The sequence below is a fragment of the Pseudomonas sp. FG35 genome (assembly GCF_057809295.1).
Genome location: NZ_JBMDJR010000011.1, coordinates 97,930 through 114,642, shown reverse-complemented (window position 1 = coordinate 114,642; position 16,713 = coordinate 97,930). Strand labels below are relative to the sequence as shown.

The 16,713-nt window shown below is 59.9% G+C and carries 14 protein-coding genes and 1 pseudogene; 11 read left to right on the top strand and 4 right to left on the bottom strand.

The annotated features are described in order from the left end of the window. Positions 1-194 precede the first annotated feature (194 nt). Entirely contained in the window at positions 195-932 is a 738-nt protein-coding gene (locus ACODTD_RS21635; protein WP_011333308.1) for a thioesterase II family protein, read from the bottom strand. A gap of 129 nt (positions 933-1,061) precedes the next feature. Between ACODTD_RS21635 and ACODTD_RS21630 the strand changes: the two genes are divergently transcribed. Continuing rightward, complete coding sequence (locus tag ACODTD_RS21630) at positions 1,062-2,192, top strand: cupin-like domain-containing protein (protein ID WP_011333307.1); 1,131 nt, start codon at positions 1,062-1,064, stop codon at positions 2,190-2,192. Positions 2,193-2,198: 6 nt separating this feature from the next. Here the strand turns inward: ACODTD_RS21630 and ACODTD_RS21625 are convergent, their stop codons facing one another. Next, positions 2,199-3,371 carry an MFS transporter gene (locus ACODTD_RS21625; RefSeq protein ID WP_489105178.1) on the bottom strand — a complete coding sequence of 391 codons (1,173 nt, stop codon included), beginning with the start codon at positions 3,369-3,371 and terminating at the stop codon, positions 2,199-2,201. A gap of 295 nt (positions 3,372-3,666) precedes the next feature. Between ACODTD_RS21625 and ACODTD_RS21620 the strand changes: the two genes are divergently transcribed. The 5 genes from ACODTD_RS21620 (at position 3,667) to ACODTD_RS21600 (ending at position 9,021) form a co-directional block, all read left to right on the top strand. Continuing rightward, complete coding sequence (locus ACODTD_RS21620; protein ID WP_011333305.1) at positions 3,667-4,674, top strand: terpene synthase family protein; 1,008 nt, start codon at positions 3,667-3,669, stop codon at positions 4,672-4,674. Between the two features lie 115 nt (positions 4,675-4,789). Next, positions 4,790-5,590, top strand: a complete 801-nt coding sequence (locus ACODTD_RS21615) for a glucose 1-dehydrogenase (RefSeq protein ID WP_285354673.1) — start codon at positions 4,790-4,792, stop codon at positions 5,588-5,590. Beyond that, positions 5,583-7,412 (top strand): glycoside hydrolase family 15 protein, encoded by a 1,830-nt coding sequence (locus ACODTD_RS21610; protein WP_285354672.1) that lies wholly within the window; start codon positions 5,583-5,585, stop codon positions 7,410-7,412. Before ACODTD_RS21615 ends, ACODTD_RS21610 begins: the two co-directional genes overlap by 8 nt. Before the next feature lie 309 nt (positions 7,413-7,721). Then, on the top strand, positions 7,722-8,111 hold the full coding sequence (locus tag ACODTD_RS21605; protein ID WP_221615631.1) for a hypothetical protein: 390 nt from the start codon (positions 7,722-7,724) through the stop codon (positions 8,109-8,111). 10 nt (positions 8,112-8,121) lie between these two features. After that, entirely contained in the window at positions 8,122-9,021 is a 900-nt protein-coding gene (locus ACODTD_RS21600) for an alpha/beta fold hydrolase (RefSeq protein WP_489105177.1), read from the top strand. Here ACODTD_RS21600 and ACODTD_RS21595 read toward each other — a convergent pair. After that, a complete protein-coding gene (locus tag ACODTD_RS21595) occupies positions 8,990-9,973 on the bottom strand; it encodes a GlxA family transcriptional regulator (protein ID WP_085655229.1) in 984 nt (327 codons plus the stop codon). The genes ACODTD_RS21600 and ACODTD_RS21595 overlap by 32 nt on opposite strands. 90 nt (positions 9,974-10,063) lie before the next feature. Here ACODTD_RS21595 and inhA point away from each other — a divergent pair, with 90 nt between their 5' ends. The 3 genes from inhA to ACODTD_RS21580 all read left to right on the top strand — a co-directional run bounded on the left by inhA (position 10,064) and on the right by ACODTD_RS21580 (position 13,343). Then, complete coding sequence (gene inhA, locus ACODTD_RS21590) at positions 10,064-10,750, top strand: isonitrile hydratase (protein ID WP_489105176.1); 687 nt, start codon at positions 10,064-10,066, stop codon at positions 10,748-10,750. Positions 10,751-10,883: 133 nt separating this feature from the next. Further along, the gene (locus ACODTD_RS21585; RefSeq protein WP_489105175.1) at positions 10,884-11,675 is read left to right on the top strand and encodes a CPBP family intramembrane glutamic endopeptidase; all 792 of its coding nucleotides are present in this window, start codon (positions 10,884-10,886) and stop codon (positions 11,673-11,675) included. Between the two features lie 102 nt (positions 11,676-11,777). Next, the gene (locus ACODTD_RS21580; RefSeq protein WP_011333297.1) at positions 11,778-13,343 is read left to right on the top strand and encodes a methyl-accepting chemotaxis protein; all 1,566 of its coding nucleotides are present in this window, start codon (positions 11,778-11,780) and stop codon (positions 13,341-13,343) included. Between the two features lie 560 nt (positions 13,344-13,903). On the opposite strand, the pseudogene ACODTD_RS21575 reads toward ACODTD_RS21580, so the two are convergent. Beyond that, a pseudogene (locus ACODTD_RS21575) lies at positions 13,904-14,262 on the bottom strand (DUF6124 family protein). Positions 14,263-14,921: 659 nt separating this feature from the next. Between ACODTD_RS21575 and ACODTD_RS21570 the strand changes: the two are divergent. Further along, the gene (locus ACODTD_RS21570; protein WP_489105174.1) at positions 14,922-16,205 is read left to right on the top strand and encodes an AAA family ATPase; all 1,284 of its coding nucleotides are present in this window, start codon (positions 14,922-14,924) and stop codon (positions 16,203-16,205) included. Beyond that, a complete protein-coding gene (locus tag ACODTD_RS21565) occupies positions 16,202-16,711 on the top strand; it encodes a hypothetical protein (RefSeq protein WP_221615627.1) in 510 nt (169 codons plus the stop codon). Before ACODTD_RS21570 ends, ACODTD_RS21565 begins: the two co-directional genes overlap by 4 nt. The last annotated feature ends 2 nt before the right edge of the window (positions 16,712-16,713 follow it).

Here is a 16,713-nt window from a genome sequence, read left to right as displayed (position 1 = left end):
TTCTTGGTATCCGAATCAGTAGGCTGGCAGCACAAAGGCACGTCGTCCCTATAAAACGAATGCAAAGCGGAAAAATTAGCGATTGAGAAGAACTATCAGAAGGGAGGTGCAGCGCGGATTTGCGGGCGATAAAAAACCCTGCGGGAGCAAGCCTGCTTGCTTCTCACAGGGTTCTGGACAGTACTGAGTCCGGATTAGACGGCGGCCATCAAGCCATGTCGACGATGATGCACGTCGAGCTGATCCTTGATCACCCGCAGCACCTTGGCTTCGTGCTCATGAATGAAGAAGTGTCCACCGGCCAGCATGTCCACCGAGAAACTGCCACGGGTTTCCTTGCTCCAGCCGATCAACTGCTCGGTGGTGGCCTTGTCGGCCTTGCCGCCGAGTACGTGCACCGGGCAGTTGAGCAGCGGCCGCTGCAACGGCTGGAATTTGCCGCACAGCAGGAAATCGGCGCGCAGGATCGGCAGCGTCAGGCTCATCAACTCTTCATTGGCCAGCACTTCCTCACTGGTGCCATTGAGTGTGCGCAGCTGATCGATCAGCTCGGCGTCTGTCTTGGGCTCGGCAAAGCCGCGGTCGTAATCGGCGCGCAACGTCGGCGCTGCGGTGCCCGAGGCGAACAGTGCCACCGGCTCCGGGCAGCCCAGCGCGCGCAAGGCATGAGCCATTTCGCAGGCCAGCAAGGCGCCCAGGCTATGGCCGAACAGTGCGTAAGGGGCCTTGAGTGTCGGCCGCAGTTCCCTGGCCAGTTGCATGGCCAGTGCCCGCATGTCGGTGTGCAGCGGTTCGCCGAACCGGGCACCGCGCCCCGGCAACTCTACCGGTTGCAATTGCAGCCACTGCGGCAGCTTCGGCCGCCAGCGGCTGTAGACCATGGCACTGGCGCCGGAGTACGGCAGGCACAGCAGGGTCAACTTGGTCACCACGCTTCCCTCGGAAAAAATGTCTCTGTTGAGGGTACGGATGGCTGCCCGGGCAAATTAGTCGGCAGTTCGTAAATTTCCGTTACAAACGCTCGTTAACCGTTCAGACCAAAACAACAACGAGGATTCACCGTGGACCTGCAGACCATTCTGGGCAAACTGTTCGCCAATGCCGGCGCGGTCGGTATCGAAGGCGTTTTCCAATTCGTATTGGGTTCACAGGCATTCTGGTCCGAGGTCAGCGCGAGCAGCCGCACCGAGGCCGGTCGCCATGCCAGCCCCGACGTGACCATTGAAGTCGCTGAGCAGGACTTTCTCGGGATCATGGCCGGCATCGCCAACGTCGAGGAACTGTTTGCCAGCGGTCGCCTGAAGATCAGCGGCAACATGGGCCTGGCGACGATGCTGCCGCAGATCATCGACCACGCTCGCCGGGGGGTGGCGCCCGTGGAAAAGGTCGACATGAACAAGCGCTATCCGACGCCGCCCCGTTTCAGCGAAAAACTCACCGCCAGCCTGCCAGCGCAAACCGTCGTCGAGCGCAGACCGCGCAGCGAGTTGTCGCTGATCGAATTCGAGAGCCGCTACCTGCCCAACGGTATTCCGGTGGTGATCAGCAATGCCTTGCACGACTGGCCGCTGTTCAGGCTCAGCCGCGAAGAATCGCTGGTGCATTTCGCCGAACTGCAAGGCATCACCCGCCACGGCGATTACGTGAAAAAGACGTTCTCGACCGAGCGGGACTTCCGCTCCACGTCGATGGCCGATTTCATCGCCTCGCTGGACAGCCCGGCGGTCAAAGGTGCGGACGGAGAGCCACCGGCCTACATGGGCAACAACATTCTGCCGGCAGCGCTGATGGAGCAGATTCAGTACCCGCCCTACTTCGACGCTTCGCTGTTCATCCCACCGCGCATCTGGATCGGCCCCAAAGGCACATTGACCCCGCTGCACCGCGATGACACCGACAACCTGTTCGCCCAGGTCTGGGGCCAAAAGAAGTTCACCCTCGCCGCGCCGCATCATCGTGAAGCGCTGGGCACCTGGTCCACCGCGCCGGAAGGCGGGCTGGACGGCTGCGATTTCAACCCGGATGCGCCGGACTATGAGCGCTTCCCCAAGGCCCGCGACGTGACCTTCATGCGGGTGACGCTGGAAGCCGGGGATCTGCTGTTCCTGCCCGAAGGCTGGTTCCATCAGGTGGAATCGGTGTCGACGTCGCTGTCGGTCAATTTCTGGGTGAACTCGGGCCGGGGCTGGTAACCGGCATTATTTGAGGTGACGAAAGCTCTGCACCGCCGAGCCCAGCACCACTGCCCCGGCGGCAATCGCCAGCCAGAAGCCGCTGCGGGCACCGAACGCATCCACCAGTGCGCCGGAACCGGCGGCACCGATGGCCACGCCAATGCTCAAACCGGTCACCAGCCAGGTCAGGCCTTCGGTGAGTTTGGCCGGCGGTACGATGCGTTCGATCAACGCCATCGCCACGATCAGGGTCGGCGAGAAGAACAGCCCGGCAATGAACACCGCGACGGCCAACCCGAAAATGTTGCTCGCCAGCAACAACGGCAGCGTGGTCACCGCTGTCGCCAGACCGCCGTAGAGAAACAGGCGCGGCAACGGCAGCTTCGAGCGCATTGCGCCGAAGGCAATCCCGGCCAGACAGGAGCCGATGGCGTACACCGACAACACGATGCTCGCCGCCGCCGGCTGCCCCTGCTGCTGGGCGAACGCGACGCTGACCACATCCACCACGCCGACAATCACACCCATGGCGAGCATCAACGCCAGCAGCCATTGCACTTCGGTGGAACGAATGATCGAACCTTGATGCTGCGATTCGTGCGGATGCACCGGCGGCTCGGTGCTGCGCTGGGCGACGAACGCTGTGACGCCAATCGCCAGCATCAACAGCGCCGCCAGTGGCCCGGCCTCGGGAAACACGCCGACGCACAAGCCCACCGACAACGGCGGGCCGACGATGAAACAGACTTCGTCGAGCACCGACTCCAATGCATAAGCGGTCTGCAATTGCGGCTGGCCGCGATAGATTTCGGTCCAGCGTGCCCGCGCCATCGCCGACATGCTCGGCATGCAACCGGCCAATGCTGCGCACACAAACAGGGTCCAGGTCGGCGCCTGCAAACGGGTGCACAGCAGCAACATCAGCAGCGCGCCCCCGCCGATCAGCGCCGCCACCGGCAGCACCCGACCCTGGCCGAAACGGTCCACCAGCCGTGACACCTGCGGCGCGCAAAACGCCGTGGCCAACGCAAACGTCGCCGCCACCCCACCCGCCAGCGCGTAACCGCCGGTCAATTGCGAGAGCATGGTGATGACACCGATGCCGGTCATGGAAATCGGCATGCGCGCGATCATCGCGGCCATCACAAAAGCCCGGGCGCCGGGGGCGTTGAACAACTCGCGGTAAGGGTTTGCCATCGGATGCAGCCTCATCAAGGGCGGCCAAGTTGCCACAAAGCCTGACGGCCGGGGAAGCGAGGAATTGTTGGTGGAATGTGAAGGGAATGCACCCGCGAAAGATTCAGGGTTTTGGCTTCGCAAATTGCCTGCCTGACGCTTAGTGGAGGTCGTTGACTGCTCGTCCATTGAGCCGCGCACCTGTCAAACATGACAGGTGCGCAAATTCCGCCAAAGGTTTTACATGGACCTGTCATCCCTGCACAGGAACCGCGTCGGTGAGCATCTCAATCGGCCCCGAGAAAAGGATCACCCCATGAATCAATCCAGCAGTGCCCGGACGCCACGCAGCGCCACTGCCCCCTTTATCGTCCGTGCCGTACGCTGCCCGCCGCCTACGCGCATTGATGAGGCGTTGGGCCAGGAAGTCAACGAACGCCTGATGGAGTGGATATCGAACATAGGGATCTTTGCCGGCAAGGAAGAAAAAATCCGCGCCAGCGACTTCGGTCGCTATGCAATGCTGTGCCATGCCGACACGAATAATCCGGATCGACTGTTACTCGTGGCGCAATGCTTTGCGGCGTTGTTTGCGGTGGACGATCACTATTGCGACGATCAATCCCTCGGCGGTCGCCCCGAGACAGTGGCCGAAAGCTTGTCGTTCGCCCTCACCGCGATCGATCCGGTCTATTTGCCTTCGCCGTTCGACAAAGAACTCCTGAAGCAGCAAATGTGCGACCCGGTAATCAGGGGATTGCTGGCCTACATGAAACGGGTCGCCCAATTCTGCACGCCCTCGCAAGTCGCCCGGGTGCGCCAGATCACCATCGCCATGTTCGTCACCATGGCGGCGGAAGGTCCCTGGCGCCTCTATGGCACTCAACCCACCGTCGCCGAATACCTGGCCAGTCGGCAGGTCAACAGCTTCTGGCCATGCCTGGTACTGATCGACCTGATCGGCGGCTACGAAGTCCCGGCCAATACGTATTCCCGTCCAGACATTCACCACGTCACCGCACTGGCCTCGCTGGCGACCACTCTGGTCAACGATCTGTATTCCGCTTACAAAGAGCACCTGAACGAAACCGGCGACTTCAAGCTGCCTTATCTACTGGCAGCCAGGCACAACTGTTCGCTTCAAGAGGCAATCGACCTGGCAGCCGATATCCATGACGCAGTGATGGAAGAATACGAACGCCTGCACGCAACGCTGATGAAAGGCACGCGCTCGCCGGTATTGCGGCGCTATCTCACCGGATTGAGTACATGGATCGGCGGCAATCTGGAGTGGCATAAACACAGTGCCCGGTACCATATCTGAACCCGTACAGCCCTGCGGGACTCGACTTGATTACGTGCCCCTTCGCATTCACGCTGAACTCTGACTCAAGGATGCCGGTCAGCAGATCAGATCCCCGCATAAGGCGCGACCGTTCATGCAGATTTCCCTCGCCCGCCAAGTGGCTCTTGTCACCGGCGCCAGTTCCGGCATCGGCCACGGCGCCGCCAAAGCCCTGGCCGCTGCCGGTGCCGCTGTCGTCATCAACTACAACCGCCAGGCCGAGCCCGCCGAAGCGCTGGCCCGGCAGATCGTCGCCGACGGTGGTCAGGCCATCGCGATTGGCGCAGATGTTTCGAAAGAAGAAGACGTGGAGCGGCTGTTCCAGCAAACCCTCGACGCCTTCGGCACACTGGACATTCTGGTGGCCAATTCCGGCCTGCAAAAAGACGCGGCGGCTGTGGATATGTCGCTGGCCGACTGGAACGCGGTGATCGACGTCAACCTCACCGGCCAGTTCCTCTGCGCCCGCGCCGCGCTGCGGATCTTCAATCGCCAGGGCGTGCGCGAAGGCGTGTCCCGGGCCGCCGGCAAGATCATCCACATGAGCTCGGTGCACCAGCGCATTCCGTGGGCTGGGCACGTCAATTACGCAGCGTCCAAGGGCGGCGTCGATCAGCTGATGCAGACCCTGGCCCAGGAAGTCAGCCACCAGCGCATCCGCATCAACGGCATCGCGCCGGGGGCGATCCGCACGGCCATCAACAAAGACGCCACCGAAGGCGACGCGGGCCAGGCCCTGCTCAAACTCATCCCTTACGGGCGCATCGGCGATGTCGAGGACGTGGCCAACGCGGTGGTGTTTCTCGCCTCCGATGCCTCCGACTACATCGTCGGCACCACCTTGTTCATCGACGGCGGCATGAGCCTCTATCCGGAGTTCCGTGGCAATGGCTGAGCATCATCCCGAACGACAAAGCCCCATCGACGCCCACGGCATCATTGGCGACCTGCGCAGTGCCGCGCTGGTCAATGACAAGGGCAGCGTGGATTTTTTCTGCTGGCCGGAGTTCGACAGCCCGTCGATCTTCTGTTCGCTGCTGGACACGCCCGACGCGGGAATTTTTCAGCTCGCGCCGGACCTGCCCGATGCCCGGCGCGAACAGATTTACCTGCCAGACACCAACGTCCTGCAGACCCGCTGGCTCAGCGACCACGCCGTGGTGGAAATCACCGATCTGCTGCCCATCGGCGACAACGACGATGCCTTGCCGCTGCTGATGCGCCGGGTACGGGTGGTCAGCGGGCAGGCAACGTTTCACCTGCGCTGCGCGGTTCGGCATGACTATGCCCGCGCTGAAACTCGCGCCGCAATCGACAAGAAGGATGTGCTGTTCAGCGCCAGCGGGCAGCCGACACTGCGGCTGGCCTCGGATCAAGCCTTGAGCGTCGATAACGATGCAGCGGTCGGGCAATTCACTCTCAAGCAGGATCAGACCGCCGCGTTCATGCTCGGCGCCAGCGACGATCCGCGCTTCGCCGAAGGCGCCGCACAACTGTGCATCGAGCGCACCCTGAAGTTCTGGCGCGACTGGATCGGCCAGTCCAACTATCGCGGCCGCTGGCGCGAAATGGTCAACCGCTCGGCCCTCGCCCTCAAGCTGCTGACCTCGCGCCAGCACGGCGCAATCCTCGCCGCCGCCACCTTCGGTCTGCCGGAAACACCCGGCGGCGAACGCAACTGGGACTATCGCTATACCTGGATCCGCGACGCCTCGTTCACCGTTTACGCCTTCATGCGCCTGGGCTTTGTCGACGAAGCCAATGCCTACATGCGCTGGCTGCGCGGGCGGGTCAGCGATTGCAGCGGCCAGTCGTCGATGAAGCTGAACATCCTCTATGCGATCGACGGCCGCCAGGAACTGCCGGAAACCGAACTCACGCATTTGTCCGGGCATGGCGGCGCGAAACCGGTGCGCATCGGCAATGGCGCCTACGACCAGATTCAACTGGATATCTTCGGCGAACTGATGGACGCCGTTTATCTGGTCAACAAATACGGCGACGCGATTTCCCAAGAAGGCTGGAAACATGTGATGGAAGTGGTCGATCAGGTCTGTGAGACCTGGCAGACCAAGGACGTAGGCATCTGGGAAATGCGCGGTGAGCAACATCACTTCCTGCACTCACGGCTGATGTGCTGGGTGGCACTGGACCGGGCAATCCGCCTGGCCTCGAAACGCTCGCTGCCGGCGCCCTTTGCCCGCTGGGACCAGACCCGTCAGGCGATTCATGCCGACATCTGGGACAACTTCTGGAACGAAGAGCGTGGGCATTTCGTGCAATACCGAGGCGGTACCGCGCTGGATGGCTCGATGCTGCTGATGCCGTTGGTGCGCTTCGTCAGCGCCAAGGATCCGAAGTGGCTGGCGACGCTGGAAGCGATCGAGAAGCATCTGGTGCGTGACGGCATGGTTTACCGCTACCGCAACGACGATGCCGGCATCGATGGTTTGTCGGGCACTGAAGGCGCTTTTGCTGCGTGCTCGTTCTGGTACGTCGAGTGTCTGGCTCGGGCCGGGCAAGTGGAAAAGGCCCATCTGGAATTCGAGCAACTGCTGCGTTACGCCAATCCGCTGGGTCTGTACGCGGAGGAATTCGACAACCGTGGACGGCATCTGGGCAACACACCCCAGGCGTTGACCCATCTGGCGCTGATCAGCGCGGCGAGTTTTCTCGATCGCAAGTTGAGTGGGGAGAAGAATTACTGGCAGCCGTAGTCATCCTTCTTCGCCAGAGACTGTAAGAAAGATCCCAACTCCAATCGCCGTTTGTAGGATGGCTACCTACGAACGGCAAACACCTCCGAGCCTTGCGGTTGAAGGGCTGGCCCACACAATCGATTCCTTTCGATACAACTTGTTGATGGCACGGCCTACAACAACCTGCCAGACCCCGTGTAACGCTTGGCCCGCAACTCGCACTTACACCCCGAAATACCTTGTTGCCAGCTGTTACATCCCCCCCTACCATCCACCGCAACGGGCACAGCGGAGCTGTCCAATAAAAACCCGATTCAAGGAACCAGAATGAGCCAACGCATCCACCGCCAGATCGAAACCCCACTGCGCACCGGCCTAAAGCGCGACGAACTGTGGGAAGCCGCCGACAAAGGCCTGATCAAATGCTGGGAAATCGGCCGCCAGCGCGCCGCCCGCTTCCCCGACCTCGCTCAACGCTGCAGTGCCGATGAGTTGCCGGTGCTGGGCTGGAAAGGCGGAGTCAGTCGCAGCCTGAAGAAGAATGAAAAATACGGATCGCTGAAATACCTTGCCCAGTGGCAGGGGTTGCGTGGGGAAGATCTGGATATTGATCTGGGTTCAGAGCGCGTCATGACCTGCTCGCGGACGAAGATGGTGGTGACGTTTACGCCGGATCGGAGCAAGTATTTCAATCAGGTGGCGGAAGCCGAAACTTGAGGAATCCCGTATGACCCAAGCCGTGATGCAATTTTGCAAGACTGAAAGCCTGACCATCGGCTACGAGCATCACGGCCCGGAAAACGGCACGCCGGTCATCCTGCTCCACGGTTTCCCCTACTCCCCCCGCGCCTACGACGAAATCGCCCCGCCCCTCGCCGCCAATGGTTATCGGGTAATCGTGCCGTACCTGCGCGGTTACGGCCCGACCCGTTTCAATAGCCCGGACACACTGCGCTCCGGCCAGCAAGCGGCGCTGGCTCAGGATCTGCTGGATCTGATGGATGCACTGGGTATCGAGCAAGCGACGTTGTGCGGTTACGACTGGGGTGGTCGGGCGGCGTGCATTGTGACGGCGCTGTTTCCTGAGCGGGTGCGCGGGTTGGTCACAGGTGATGGCTACAACCTGCAGGACATTCCGAATTCGATCCAGCCGCTGGATCCGCAGAGCGAGCATCGCTACTGGTATCAGTATTACTTCCACACGCCCCGTGGCGTTGAAGGGCTGACGCAGAATCGTCGGGCACTGTGCGAGTTGCTGTGGCAATTGTGGTCACCGACCTGGATGCGGAACGCCGAGCGTTATCCGCTGAGCGCACCGGCGTTCGACAACCCGGATTTCGTCGAGGTGGTGATTCACTCTTATCGCCATCGCTTCATGTATGCGCCGGGCGATCCGGCGCTGGAGGGGATGGAGCAGGCGCTGGAGAAACAACCGGCGATCGGCGTTCCGACGATTTCGCTGTGCGGTGCCGATGATGGCGTTGGCCCGGCGCCGGCGGACGATGAAGATGCGCACCACTTCACCGGAGTATATGAGCGGCAGGTGTTGGCCGGTGTCGGGCATAACATTCCCGAGGAAGCACCGGGCGAAACGCTCAAGGCATTACTGGATCTGCTCCAGCGCTGACCGAAAACCGCTCCCGATACGCCTGCGGCGTCACCCCCATGGCCCGCAGGAAACTGCGTCTTAACGTCTCTTCACTGCCAAATCCACAATTCGCCGCGACCCGTTTGATCGGCAAACCGGTATCGCTCAGCAACCGGCGGGCGGTCTCGACGCGAATCAGTTCGATGGCGCGGGCCGGGGTCTGGCCGGTGTCGGCGCGGTAGTGGCGCACGAAGCTGCGCTCGCTCATGCCGGCCTGTTCGGCGAGGGTCGGGATGCCCAGATCGCAGGTCAGGTGCTCGGCAATCCACGCGTGCAGATCGTCAAAGCGGTTGCCCTGTTTTTGCAGCGACAGCGTCACGCTGAATTGCGACTGCCCGCCCGGACGCTTGAGGAACACCACCAGTTGCCGGGCGACATCCAGGGCCATGTCGCGACCTAGGTCGTCTTCGACCATGGCCAGCGCCAGGTCGATGCCGGCGGTGACGCCCGCCGAGGTCCAGACCGGTCCGTCGTTGATGAAGATCGGATTCGGTTCGACCTTTAATTGCGGGTGTTGCTGCGCCAGTTGTTCGCAACGGGTCCAGTGAGTGACGACCCGGCGACCGTCGAGCCAGCCGCTGGCCGCCAGCAGAAATGCGCCGGTGCAGACCGAGGCCACGCGCCGACAGCCATTCGCATGTTCACGCACCCAATTCACCAACCCGGCGTCTTCGGCAGCGGCATAAACGCCCCAGCCTCCGGCGATGATCAGCGTATCGCTGGGCTGTTTCGGCAGCGGTTCGGCCAGCATCGCCAACCCGGCCGAGGAGTTCACCGCCCCGCCACCACTGGCGATGACCGTTGGCGCGTACGGCGCAGGCAAACCCTGCTGGCGGGCGATGTCGTTGGCCGAGGCGAAGACTTGCAAGGGCCCGGTGACATCGAGCAGTTGCACATTGGCAAACGCGAGGACGTGGATGGTTTTCGGCATTTGGCGTAATTCGAGGGCTTATTGGCGTATGCGCCAAAACCTACGCGCCTACAGTGAAGCCGTCTACCCCCCTTTTCACGGAGAAGAACCATGGCGTTGCAGATCGGTTTTCTGTTGTTTCCCCAGGTGCAGCAACTCGACCTGACCGGCCCGTACGACGTGCTGGCCTCTCTGCCGGACGTGCAGGTGCATCTGGTCTGGAAGGATTTGGTGCCGGTAACTTCCAGCACCGGGCTGCAGCTGAAACCGACCACTACGTTCGAGGACTGCCCGGTTTTGGACGTGATCTGCGTACCCGGCGGCGCCGGGGTCGGGCCGTTGATGGAGGATGAGCAGACGCTGGACTTCATCAGGTCGCAAGCGGCACAGGCTCGGTACGTTACGTCGGTTTGCACCGGTTCGCTTGTGCTTGGCGCGGCGGGTCTGTTGCAAGGTAAACGGGCGACTACGCACTGGGCATATCACGATTTGCTGCCGACACTGGGCGCGATTCCGGTGAAGGATCGGGTGGTGCGTGACGGCAATCTGTTTACCGGGGGCGGCATCACCGCCGGGATCGATTTTGCCCTGACACTGGCGCAGGAACTGGTCGGTGCCGACACGGCGCAACTGGTGCAGTTGCAGCTGGAATATGCGCCGGCGCCGCCGTTTGATTCGGGCAGCCCGGAGACGGCGTCGAGTGCTGTTGTCGATGAGGCGCGCAAGCGTGCGGCGCCTTCATTGAAGTTGCGCACTGAAATCACCGAGCGTGCTGCGGCGAAGCTCAATCTGCGCTGATTCGTGCGCAACATAGGCCCTGCGGGGACCAACCCGCAGGGCCTGCGTCCCGGTTTTCCCCTACACCTTCACTTGTCCCCTCGCCCCCACCCGTGTAGAAAGCCTGTCCACAAATCGTGCACAAGGACTTTCCATGACGGCTCTGCCATGGCTCTATCTCGGGCTTCTCAGCCTAGGTTACGGATTGGCGTCGAGTTTCGGCCAGCTCGGCTGGCTGGCGCTGATCTCCATTGCACTGCTGGTTTTCGCCGGTTACGCCGTGCGCCAGCAAACCGTGCCGCTCGGGCGTTATCTCGGCCATGGCCTGTTTATCGTGCTGGCTCTGGCGCTGGCCCTGCACTGGCTGCCGGGTTTCTACAACGGCCGGGCCATCGAGCCGCAGCGCTTCACCGACAATGCCGTGCCGTTCTCGATGTACCTGAATCTCGACAAACCGCTGATTGGCTTCTGGCTGCTGCTGGTCTGCCCATGGATCGTCGCGCGTCGTTCGTTGCGCCTGACCGTCTACGCCACTGCGCTGGCACTGACGTTGAGCGTGATTCTGGCGCTGGGCGGCGCGGTATTGCTGGGTATGATCACCTGGGCGCCGAAATGGCCGGATCAGGCGTGGCTGTGGGTGCTGAACAATCTGCTGCTGGTGACGCTGGTCGAAGAAGCGCTGTTTCGCGGCTATATCCAGGGTGGCCTGAGTCGGCGTTTCCAACACCTGCCCTACGGCGAAAACCTCGCGTTGCTGCTGGCTTCCCTGCTGTTCGGCCTGGTGCATGTGGGCGCCGGCTGGCAATGGGTGTTGCTGGCGAGCCTGGCGGGTGTCGGCTATGGTCTGGCCTACCGTTTTGGCGGGCTCGGCGCGGCGATCGCAACGCATTTTGGCCTGAACCTGCTGCATTTCGGCCTGTTCACCTATCCGATGCTCGCGGGTTGAAGCAAGGGCCGTTTTGCGACGCCGTACTTATAAATGAAAAAAAATTTCAATAAATGGCCGACCCCGCCGACAACCTTTCAAAGCCTTGCGGATTGAAAAACCATGCGTAACAACCAGCCCATTACACAACGCGAACGGACTTTCCCGGCTCAGCAACGGTTGATTTCCACAACCGACGCCAAGGGCGTGATCACCTACTGCAACGACGCTTTCGTCGAAATCAGCGGGTTTTCGCGTGAGGAACTGATCCGTGCGCCGCACAACCTGGTTCGTCACCCTGACGTGCCGGCGGCGGTGTTTTCGCACATGTGGGGCACACTGAAACAAGGCTTGCCATGGATGGGCATTGTCAAGAATCGCTGCAAGACCGGTGACCATTACTGGGTGAACGCCTATGTAACGCCGGTGTTCGAGGGCAATCAGGTGGTCGGTTACGAGTCGGTGCGGGTCAAACCCACCGCCGAACAGATCCGCCGTGCCGAAGCGCTCTACCAACGCATCAACCAGGGCAAGTCGGCGATTCCTTCGAGCGACAAGTGGCTGCCGATTGTGCAGGACTGGCTGCCGTTCATTCTGGTCAGCCAGCTGAGCTTCATGATCGGCGCCACGCTGAACTCGCAGTGGGGCTTCGCCCTCGCCGCCGGTCTGTCGGTGCCGCTGGGCCTGCTGGGCCTGCAATGGCAACAACGCGGGCTCAAGCGCCTGCTGCGTCTGGCCGAGCAGACCACCTCCGACCCGTTGATCGCGCAGATGTACACCGACAGCCGTGGCGCCCAGGCGCGTCTGGAAATGTCGATCCTCAGCCAAGAAGCGCGCCTGAAAACCTGCCTGACCCGTCTGCAGGACACCGCCGAGCACCTGACCGATCAGGCCAAACAGTCCGACGCCCTGGCGCATAACAGCTCCAGCGGGCTGGAACGTCAGCGCGTGGAAACCGAACAGGTCGCCACCGCCGTCAACCAGATGGCCGCCACCACCCAGGAAGTGGCGAGCCACGTCCAACGCACCGCCGACGCCACCCAGGAAGCCAATCGCCTGACCGGTCGCGGCCGCGACATCGCCGGGGAAACCCGCGAAGCCATCCAGCGCCTGTCGGTCGTGGTCGGTGAAACCGGCCTGACCGTCACCCAACTGGCCAAGGACAGCGACGAAATCGGCGGCGTGGTCGACGTGATCAAAGGCATCGCCGACCAAACCAACCTGCTCGCGCTCAACGCCGCGATTGAAGCCGCGCGTGCCGGCGAGATGGGCCGTGGTTTTGCCGTAGTCGCCGACGAAGTCCGCCAACTGGCGCAACGCACCAGCGAATCCACCGGCCAGATCCACGCCCTGATCGCCAAGCTGCAACAGACTGCATCCAGCGCCGTACAAACCATGGAAGCCGGCCATCGCCAGGCGGAAGAAGGTGTAGCGCGGGTACTGGAAGCGGATCAGGCCCTGGTCGGCATCAGCGAAGCGGTGGCCAACATCACCGACATGACCACCCAGATCGCCGCCGCAACCGAAGAGCAAAGTGCCGTGGCTGAAGAAATCAGCCGCAACATCAGCAACATCTCGGAACTGGCGGACCAGACCTCGGAACAGGCGCATAACTCGGCGTTGCTGAGTGAAGAGCTGACCAAGACTGCCAACACGCAATACTCGTTGGTGGAGCGGTTTAACCGCTGATTGTTCTGGCAATAAAGAAACCCCGGACAGCGAAAGCTTCCGGGGTTTTTATTGCGTGTCTGAAATGGATATGGCCAGCACCGCCCTCTTCGTGGGCAAGCCCACTCCCACAAGGTTTCGCATTGGCCAGAAGATCTCGTAACACCACCATCATTGTGGGAACGGGCTTGCCCGAGAAGAGGACCGGCCTGCGAGCGAAAATCTTATTCAAAAAGCGCGGACAGTGCCTACAACGGAATCGGACCCAACTGACTGGCACGTGATGAAGCTCCGCTCTACTTTGTCGTTCAAACCTATTCACACGGGCTAGCCAGCATGAATACACCACCTACGCAGAATCCGATGGTCACGACCGACAAACCTGTGAGAAAGGAAGTCTGGGGTGAACTGACATTCCTTGATGTGCGGCGAGCGGCACGTGATGGACAGAAAGCGTTCGATAAATTTGTGATCACTGGCCGACTGCTTCCCGATTATTAAGGAGGATCAATCTCGTAATGTTGAAAGCCCGGAACGTGTAAGCATCCGGGCTTTTAATTACCTAGCTGTCAGAGCTGGCGTTACTGCGGCAAGCGCAACCTGTCCAGCAGCCGATTTACCAGCAGCTCGTTCAACATGATCAGCTGTTGCAGCGCCAGCAGCGGTTTACGCTCCGGGCCTTTTACCGAGTTGGCGATATTGCCGGCCATGGCGTTGGCTGATGACAGTGATTCACTGGCTTCGACGAGCAGTGTTTCGTCATCGAGCGTGGGATCGACCATGTAGATGGGGCGGGCCTTGGGTGGGAAGTACTTCGGGATTTCGGGGCCGAGGTAAAAGTCGAGTGCGCGGTCGGCGGCTTCTTTTGTCTTTTGGGACTCGAGCGCGGGGTCGTTGGGGTTGGATCGGTTTCTGGTGGGTTGGGTGTGGCTTTGAACATAGGTATAACTCCTATCGCAGACTTCAAGGAGCCATCACCCACGCTACCAAACGATGGGTGGTGGCCATACGCGGGTTGGTAGACCGGCTGCAATAGGAACCCGGCGCTCACGAATGAGCCCCACGCATGACCACCATAAAACCGAGCCCCGAGAAAGGGACTGCATACGGTGTTGCCATACAGCTATTACAGACGGGCTACCAAACCCGATCACTGTTTTTCAGTGACAGGGAAACGATATAGCCCTCTCCAAGCTGCGTAAGCCGGCGGATTCTGGCGTACGCGTAGGCAACGACGCAAGGTGTTGTAGCCCTTATGGCGTAACGGTTCGTGTACTTTAAACGTGGTGACGCGATCGTGTTTATTCGCTGGAAATGCCGGGCTGGGGGGGGCTTTCAGTTTTTTTGGTGTGCCAGTGAAATCAGCCCCTCACTAGCCCTCTCCCGAAGGAGAGGGCTAGTGAGGGGCTTGGGCGAGGCACGCCGACGTGGGATACCGAGTTGAACTCAAGTTTTGAATAGCTCAAATGTCGGCCTTTCTGTTCATCTTCCTATTCGTCCTCATCTTCCTCGGAGTAAGTATCCAACACTTGGGCCGACGAGCACCGAGTAACTGTATGATGTTCCACTTTATTCCGATGGCCTTAGCAAGGAGCCCCCATGATCACTGAGCTGTCGCTCGAAAATTGGAAGAGCTACGAGAAAGCTACCCTTTACATCGATCCGCTTTCAGTACTGGTGGGAACCAATGCCAGTGGCAAATCGAACGCTTTGGATGCACTCCTACTGCTAAATCGTACCGCCTCCGGGATCATGCTGACGTCCGCCTTGCAAGGTGATGGAGTGCAGATTCCACTTCGCGGCGGTATTGAGTGGGCAGCCAGAAGACCGGGTTCAACGTTCGCTTTGGCTATCACCTGCCGCGCCGATGATCTAACGGACTACGAGTACCGCTTGGAGTGCAGCATTCGCGAGAATCGTTGCGAACTGCATGCAGAGCAGCTCGTTCGTGTCAAATATCGCCCTGGAAAAGATGGCATCCGAAAATCACCAGCTGGCAATATCAAGCTGTTTCGTACTGATGCTTGCGTAGAAGACTCACCGACAATCGTTGCACGTCTTTACAACGAGAAACAGGGTTCTCCAAGACAACTGAGTCGCACCAACTCAGTCCTATTCCAATTAATTGGTCAGAAGTTAAGACAGGAAATTCAAGACGGCGTGAATCTGGTCGTTTCTGCCCTTCGAGATATATTCATTCTCGACCCGATCCCATCGCACATGCGAGGTTATTCTCCACTTTCGGAACGACTAGAATCTGATGCGCGAAATGTCGCAGGCGTTCTAGCGGCATTACCTGACGAAAAGAAGGAGGAAATTGAAACAGTCCTCACTCGCTATGCCAGCAAACTACCTGAGCGAGATATTCGAAGGGTATACGCGGAAACCGTCGGAAAATTTAACTCTGACGCAATGCTTTACTGCGAAGAGTTCTGGAGAGACCAAGGTGAAACACCGACTGTAGATGCACGCGGCATGTCTGATGGAACATTGCGATTTCTTGCGATTCTGACTGCGCTTTTGACACGTCCAAAGTCTAGCTTGCTAGTAATTGAAGAGGTAGATAACGGTTTACACCCGTCAAGGGCGCGCTTACTTCTAGACATGCTCAAGAGTGCAGGTACTCAGCGTGGCGTAGACGTTCTGGTTACAACTCACAATCCCGCGTTACTAGATGCCATGGGTAACGAAATGGTGCCGTTCATTACGGTAGCTAATCGAGATCCATCTACTGGTCACAGCGTGCTTACCCTACTAGAAAGTCTTGAGCAACTACCCAAGCTGTTAGCTCAGGGACCTATAGGGCGGCTTTCAAGCCAAGGTCTGATTGAGGAAAGTATTACCAACGCTCAGACCGCAATGGCAGAAGGAGTTGCCGAATGAGTAAGCGAATTTTGATAATCGATACCTCGGTTCTTTGCTGCTGGCTACAAGTTCCAGGAAAAGCAGAAGCGGGGCCGGATGCAGATCGCTGGAACCATGACCGAATTAGCAAGTTGATTGCCGTCGAACTTGAAAAAAAGAGCACGCTAGTATTGCCGTTGGCGACCTTGATTGAGACGGGAAATCATATAGCCCAAGCCCCTGCTGATCGATTCGAGTGCGCCACAGCTTTGGCGGGCTACCTCCGCGAAGCAGCGAGTGCTACATCACCATGGGTAGCATTCACTGAACAAACTGTTTTATGGCAATCGGAAAACCTTCACGCTCTTGCAAACGCATGGCCAAGACTTGCCGCAGAAAAACTGACTATTGGCGACACCACCATTAAGGACGTAGCGGAATACTATGCGAAGGCAGGTTACACCGTTGAAATCCTGACTGGCGATGCGGGCTTAAAAGCGCATGAGCCTGCTCAACCTTTAAGCATTCCTCGTCGTCGTCGCTAAAC

Bases quoted from the DNA above. Each gene is read 5' to 3' on its own strand.
- ACODTD_RS21625 (WP_489105178.1), bottom strand. From the start codon at position 3,371: ATGGCAAACCCTTACCGCGAGTTGTTCAACGCCCCCGGCGCCCGGGCT.
- ACODTD_RS21620 (WP_011333305.1), top strand. From the start codon at position 3,667: ATGAATCAATCCAGCAGTGCCCGGACGCCACGCAGCGCCACTGCCCCC.
- ACODTD_RS21615 (WP_285354673.1), top strand. From the start codon at position 4,790: ATGCAGATTTCCCTCGCCCGCCAAGTGGCTCTTGTCACCGGCGCCAGT.
- ACODTD_RS21610 (WP_285354672.1), top strand. From the start codon at position 5,583: ATGGCTGAGCATCATCCCGAACGACAAAGCCCCATCGACGCCCACGGC.
- ACODTD_RS21605 (WP_221615631.1), top strand. From the start codon at position 7,722: ATGAGCCAACGCATCCACCGCCAGATCGAAACCCCACTGCGCACCGGC.
- ACODTD_RS21600 (WP_489105177.1), top strand. From the start codon at position 8,122: ATGACCCAAGCCGTGATGCAATTTTGCAAGACTGAAAGCCTGACCATC.
- ACODTD_RS21595 (WP_085655229.1), bottom strand. From the start codon at position 9,973: ATGCCGAAAACCATCCACGTCCTCGCGTTTGCCAATGTGCAACTGCTC.
- inhA (WP_489105176.1), top strand. From the start codon at position 10,064: ATGGCGTTGCAGATCGGTTTTCTGTTGTTTCCCCAGGTGCAGCAACTC.
- ACODTD_RS21585 (WP_489105175.1), top strand. From the start codon at position 10,884: ATGACGGCTCTGCCATGGCTCTATCTCGGGCTTCTCAGCCTAGGTTAC.
- ACODTD_RS21580 (WP_011333297.1), top strand. From the start codon at position 11,778: ATGCGTAACAACCAGCCCATTACACAACGCGAACGGACTTTCCCGGCT.
- ACODTD_RS21570 (WP_489105174.1), top strand. From the start codon at position 14,922: ATGATCACTGAGCTGTCGCTCGAAAATTGGAAGAGCTACGAGAAAGCT.
- ACODTD_RS21565 (WP_221615627.1), top strand. From the start codon at position 16,202: ATGAGTAAGCGAATTTTGATAATCGATACCTCGGTTCTTTGCTGCTGG.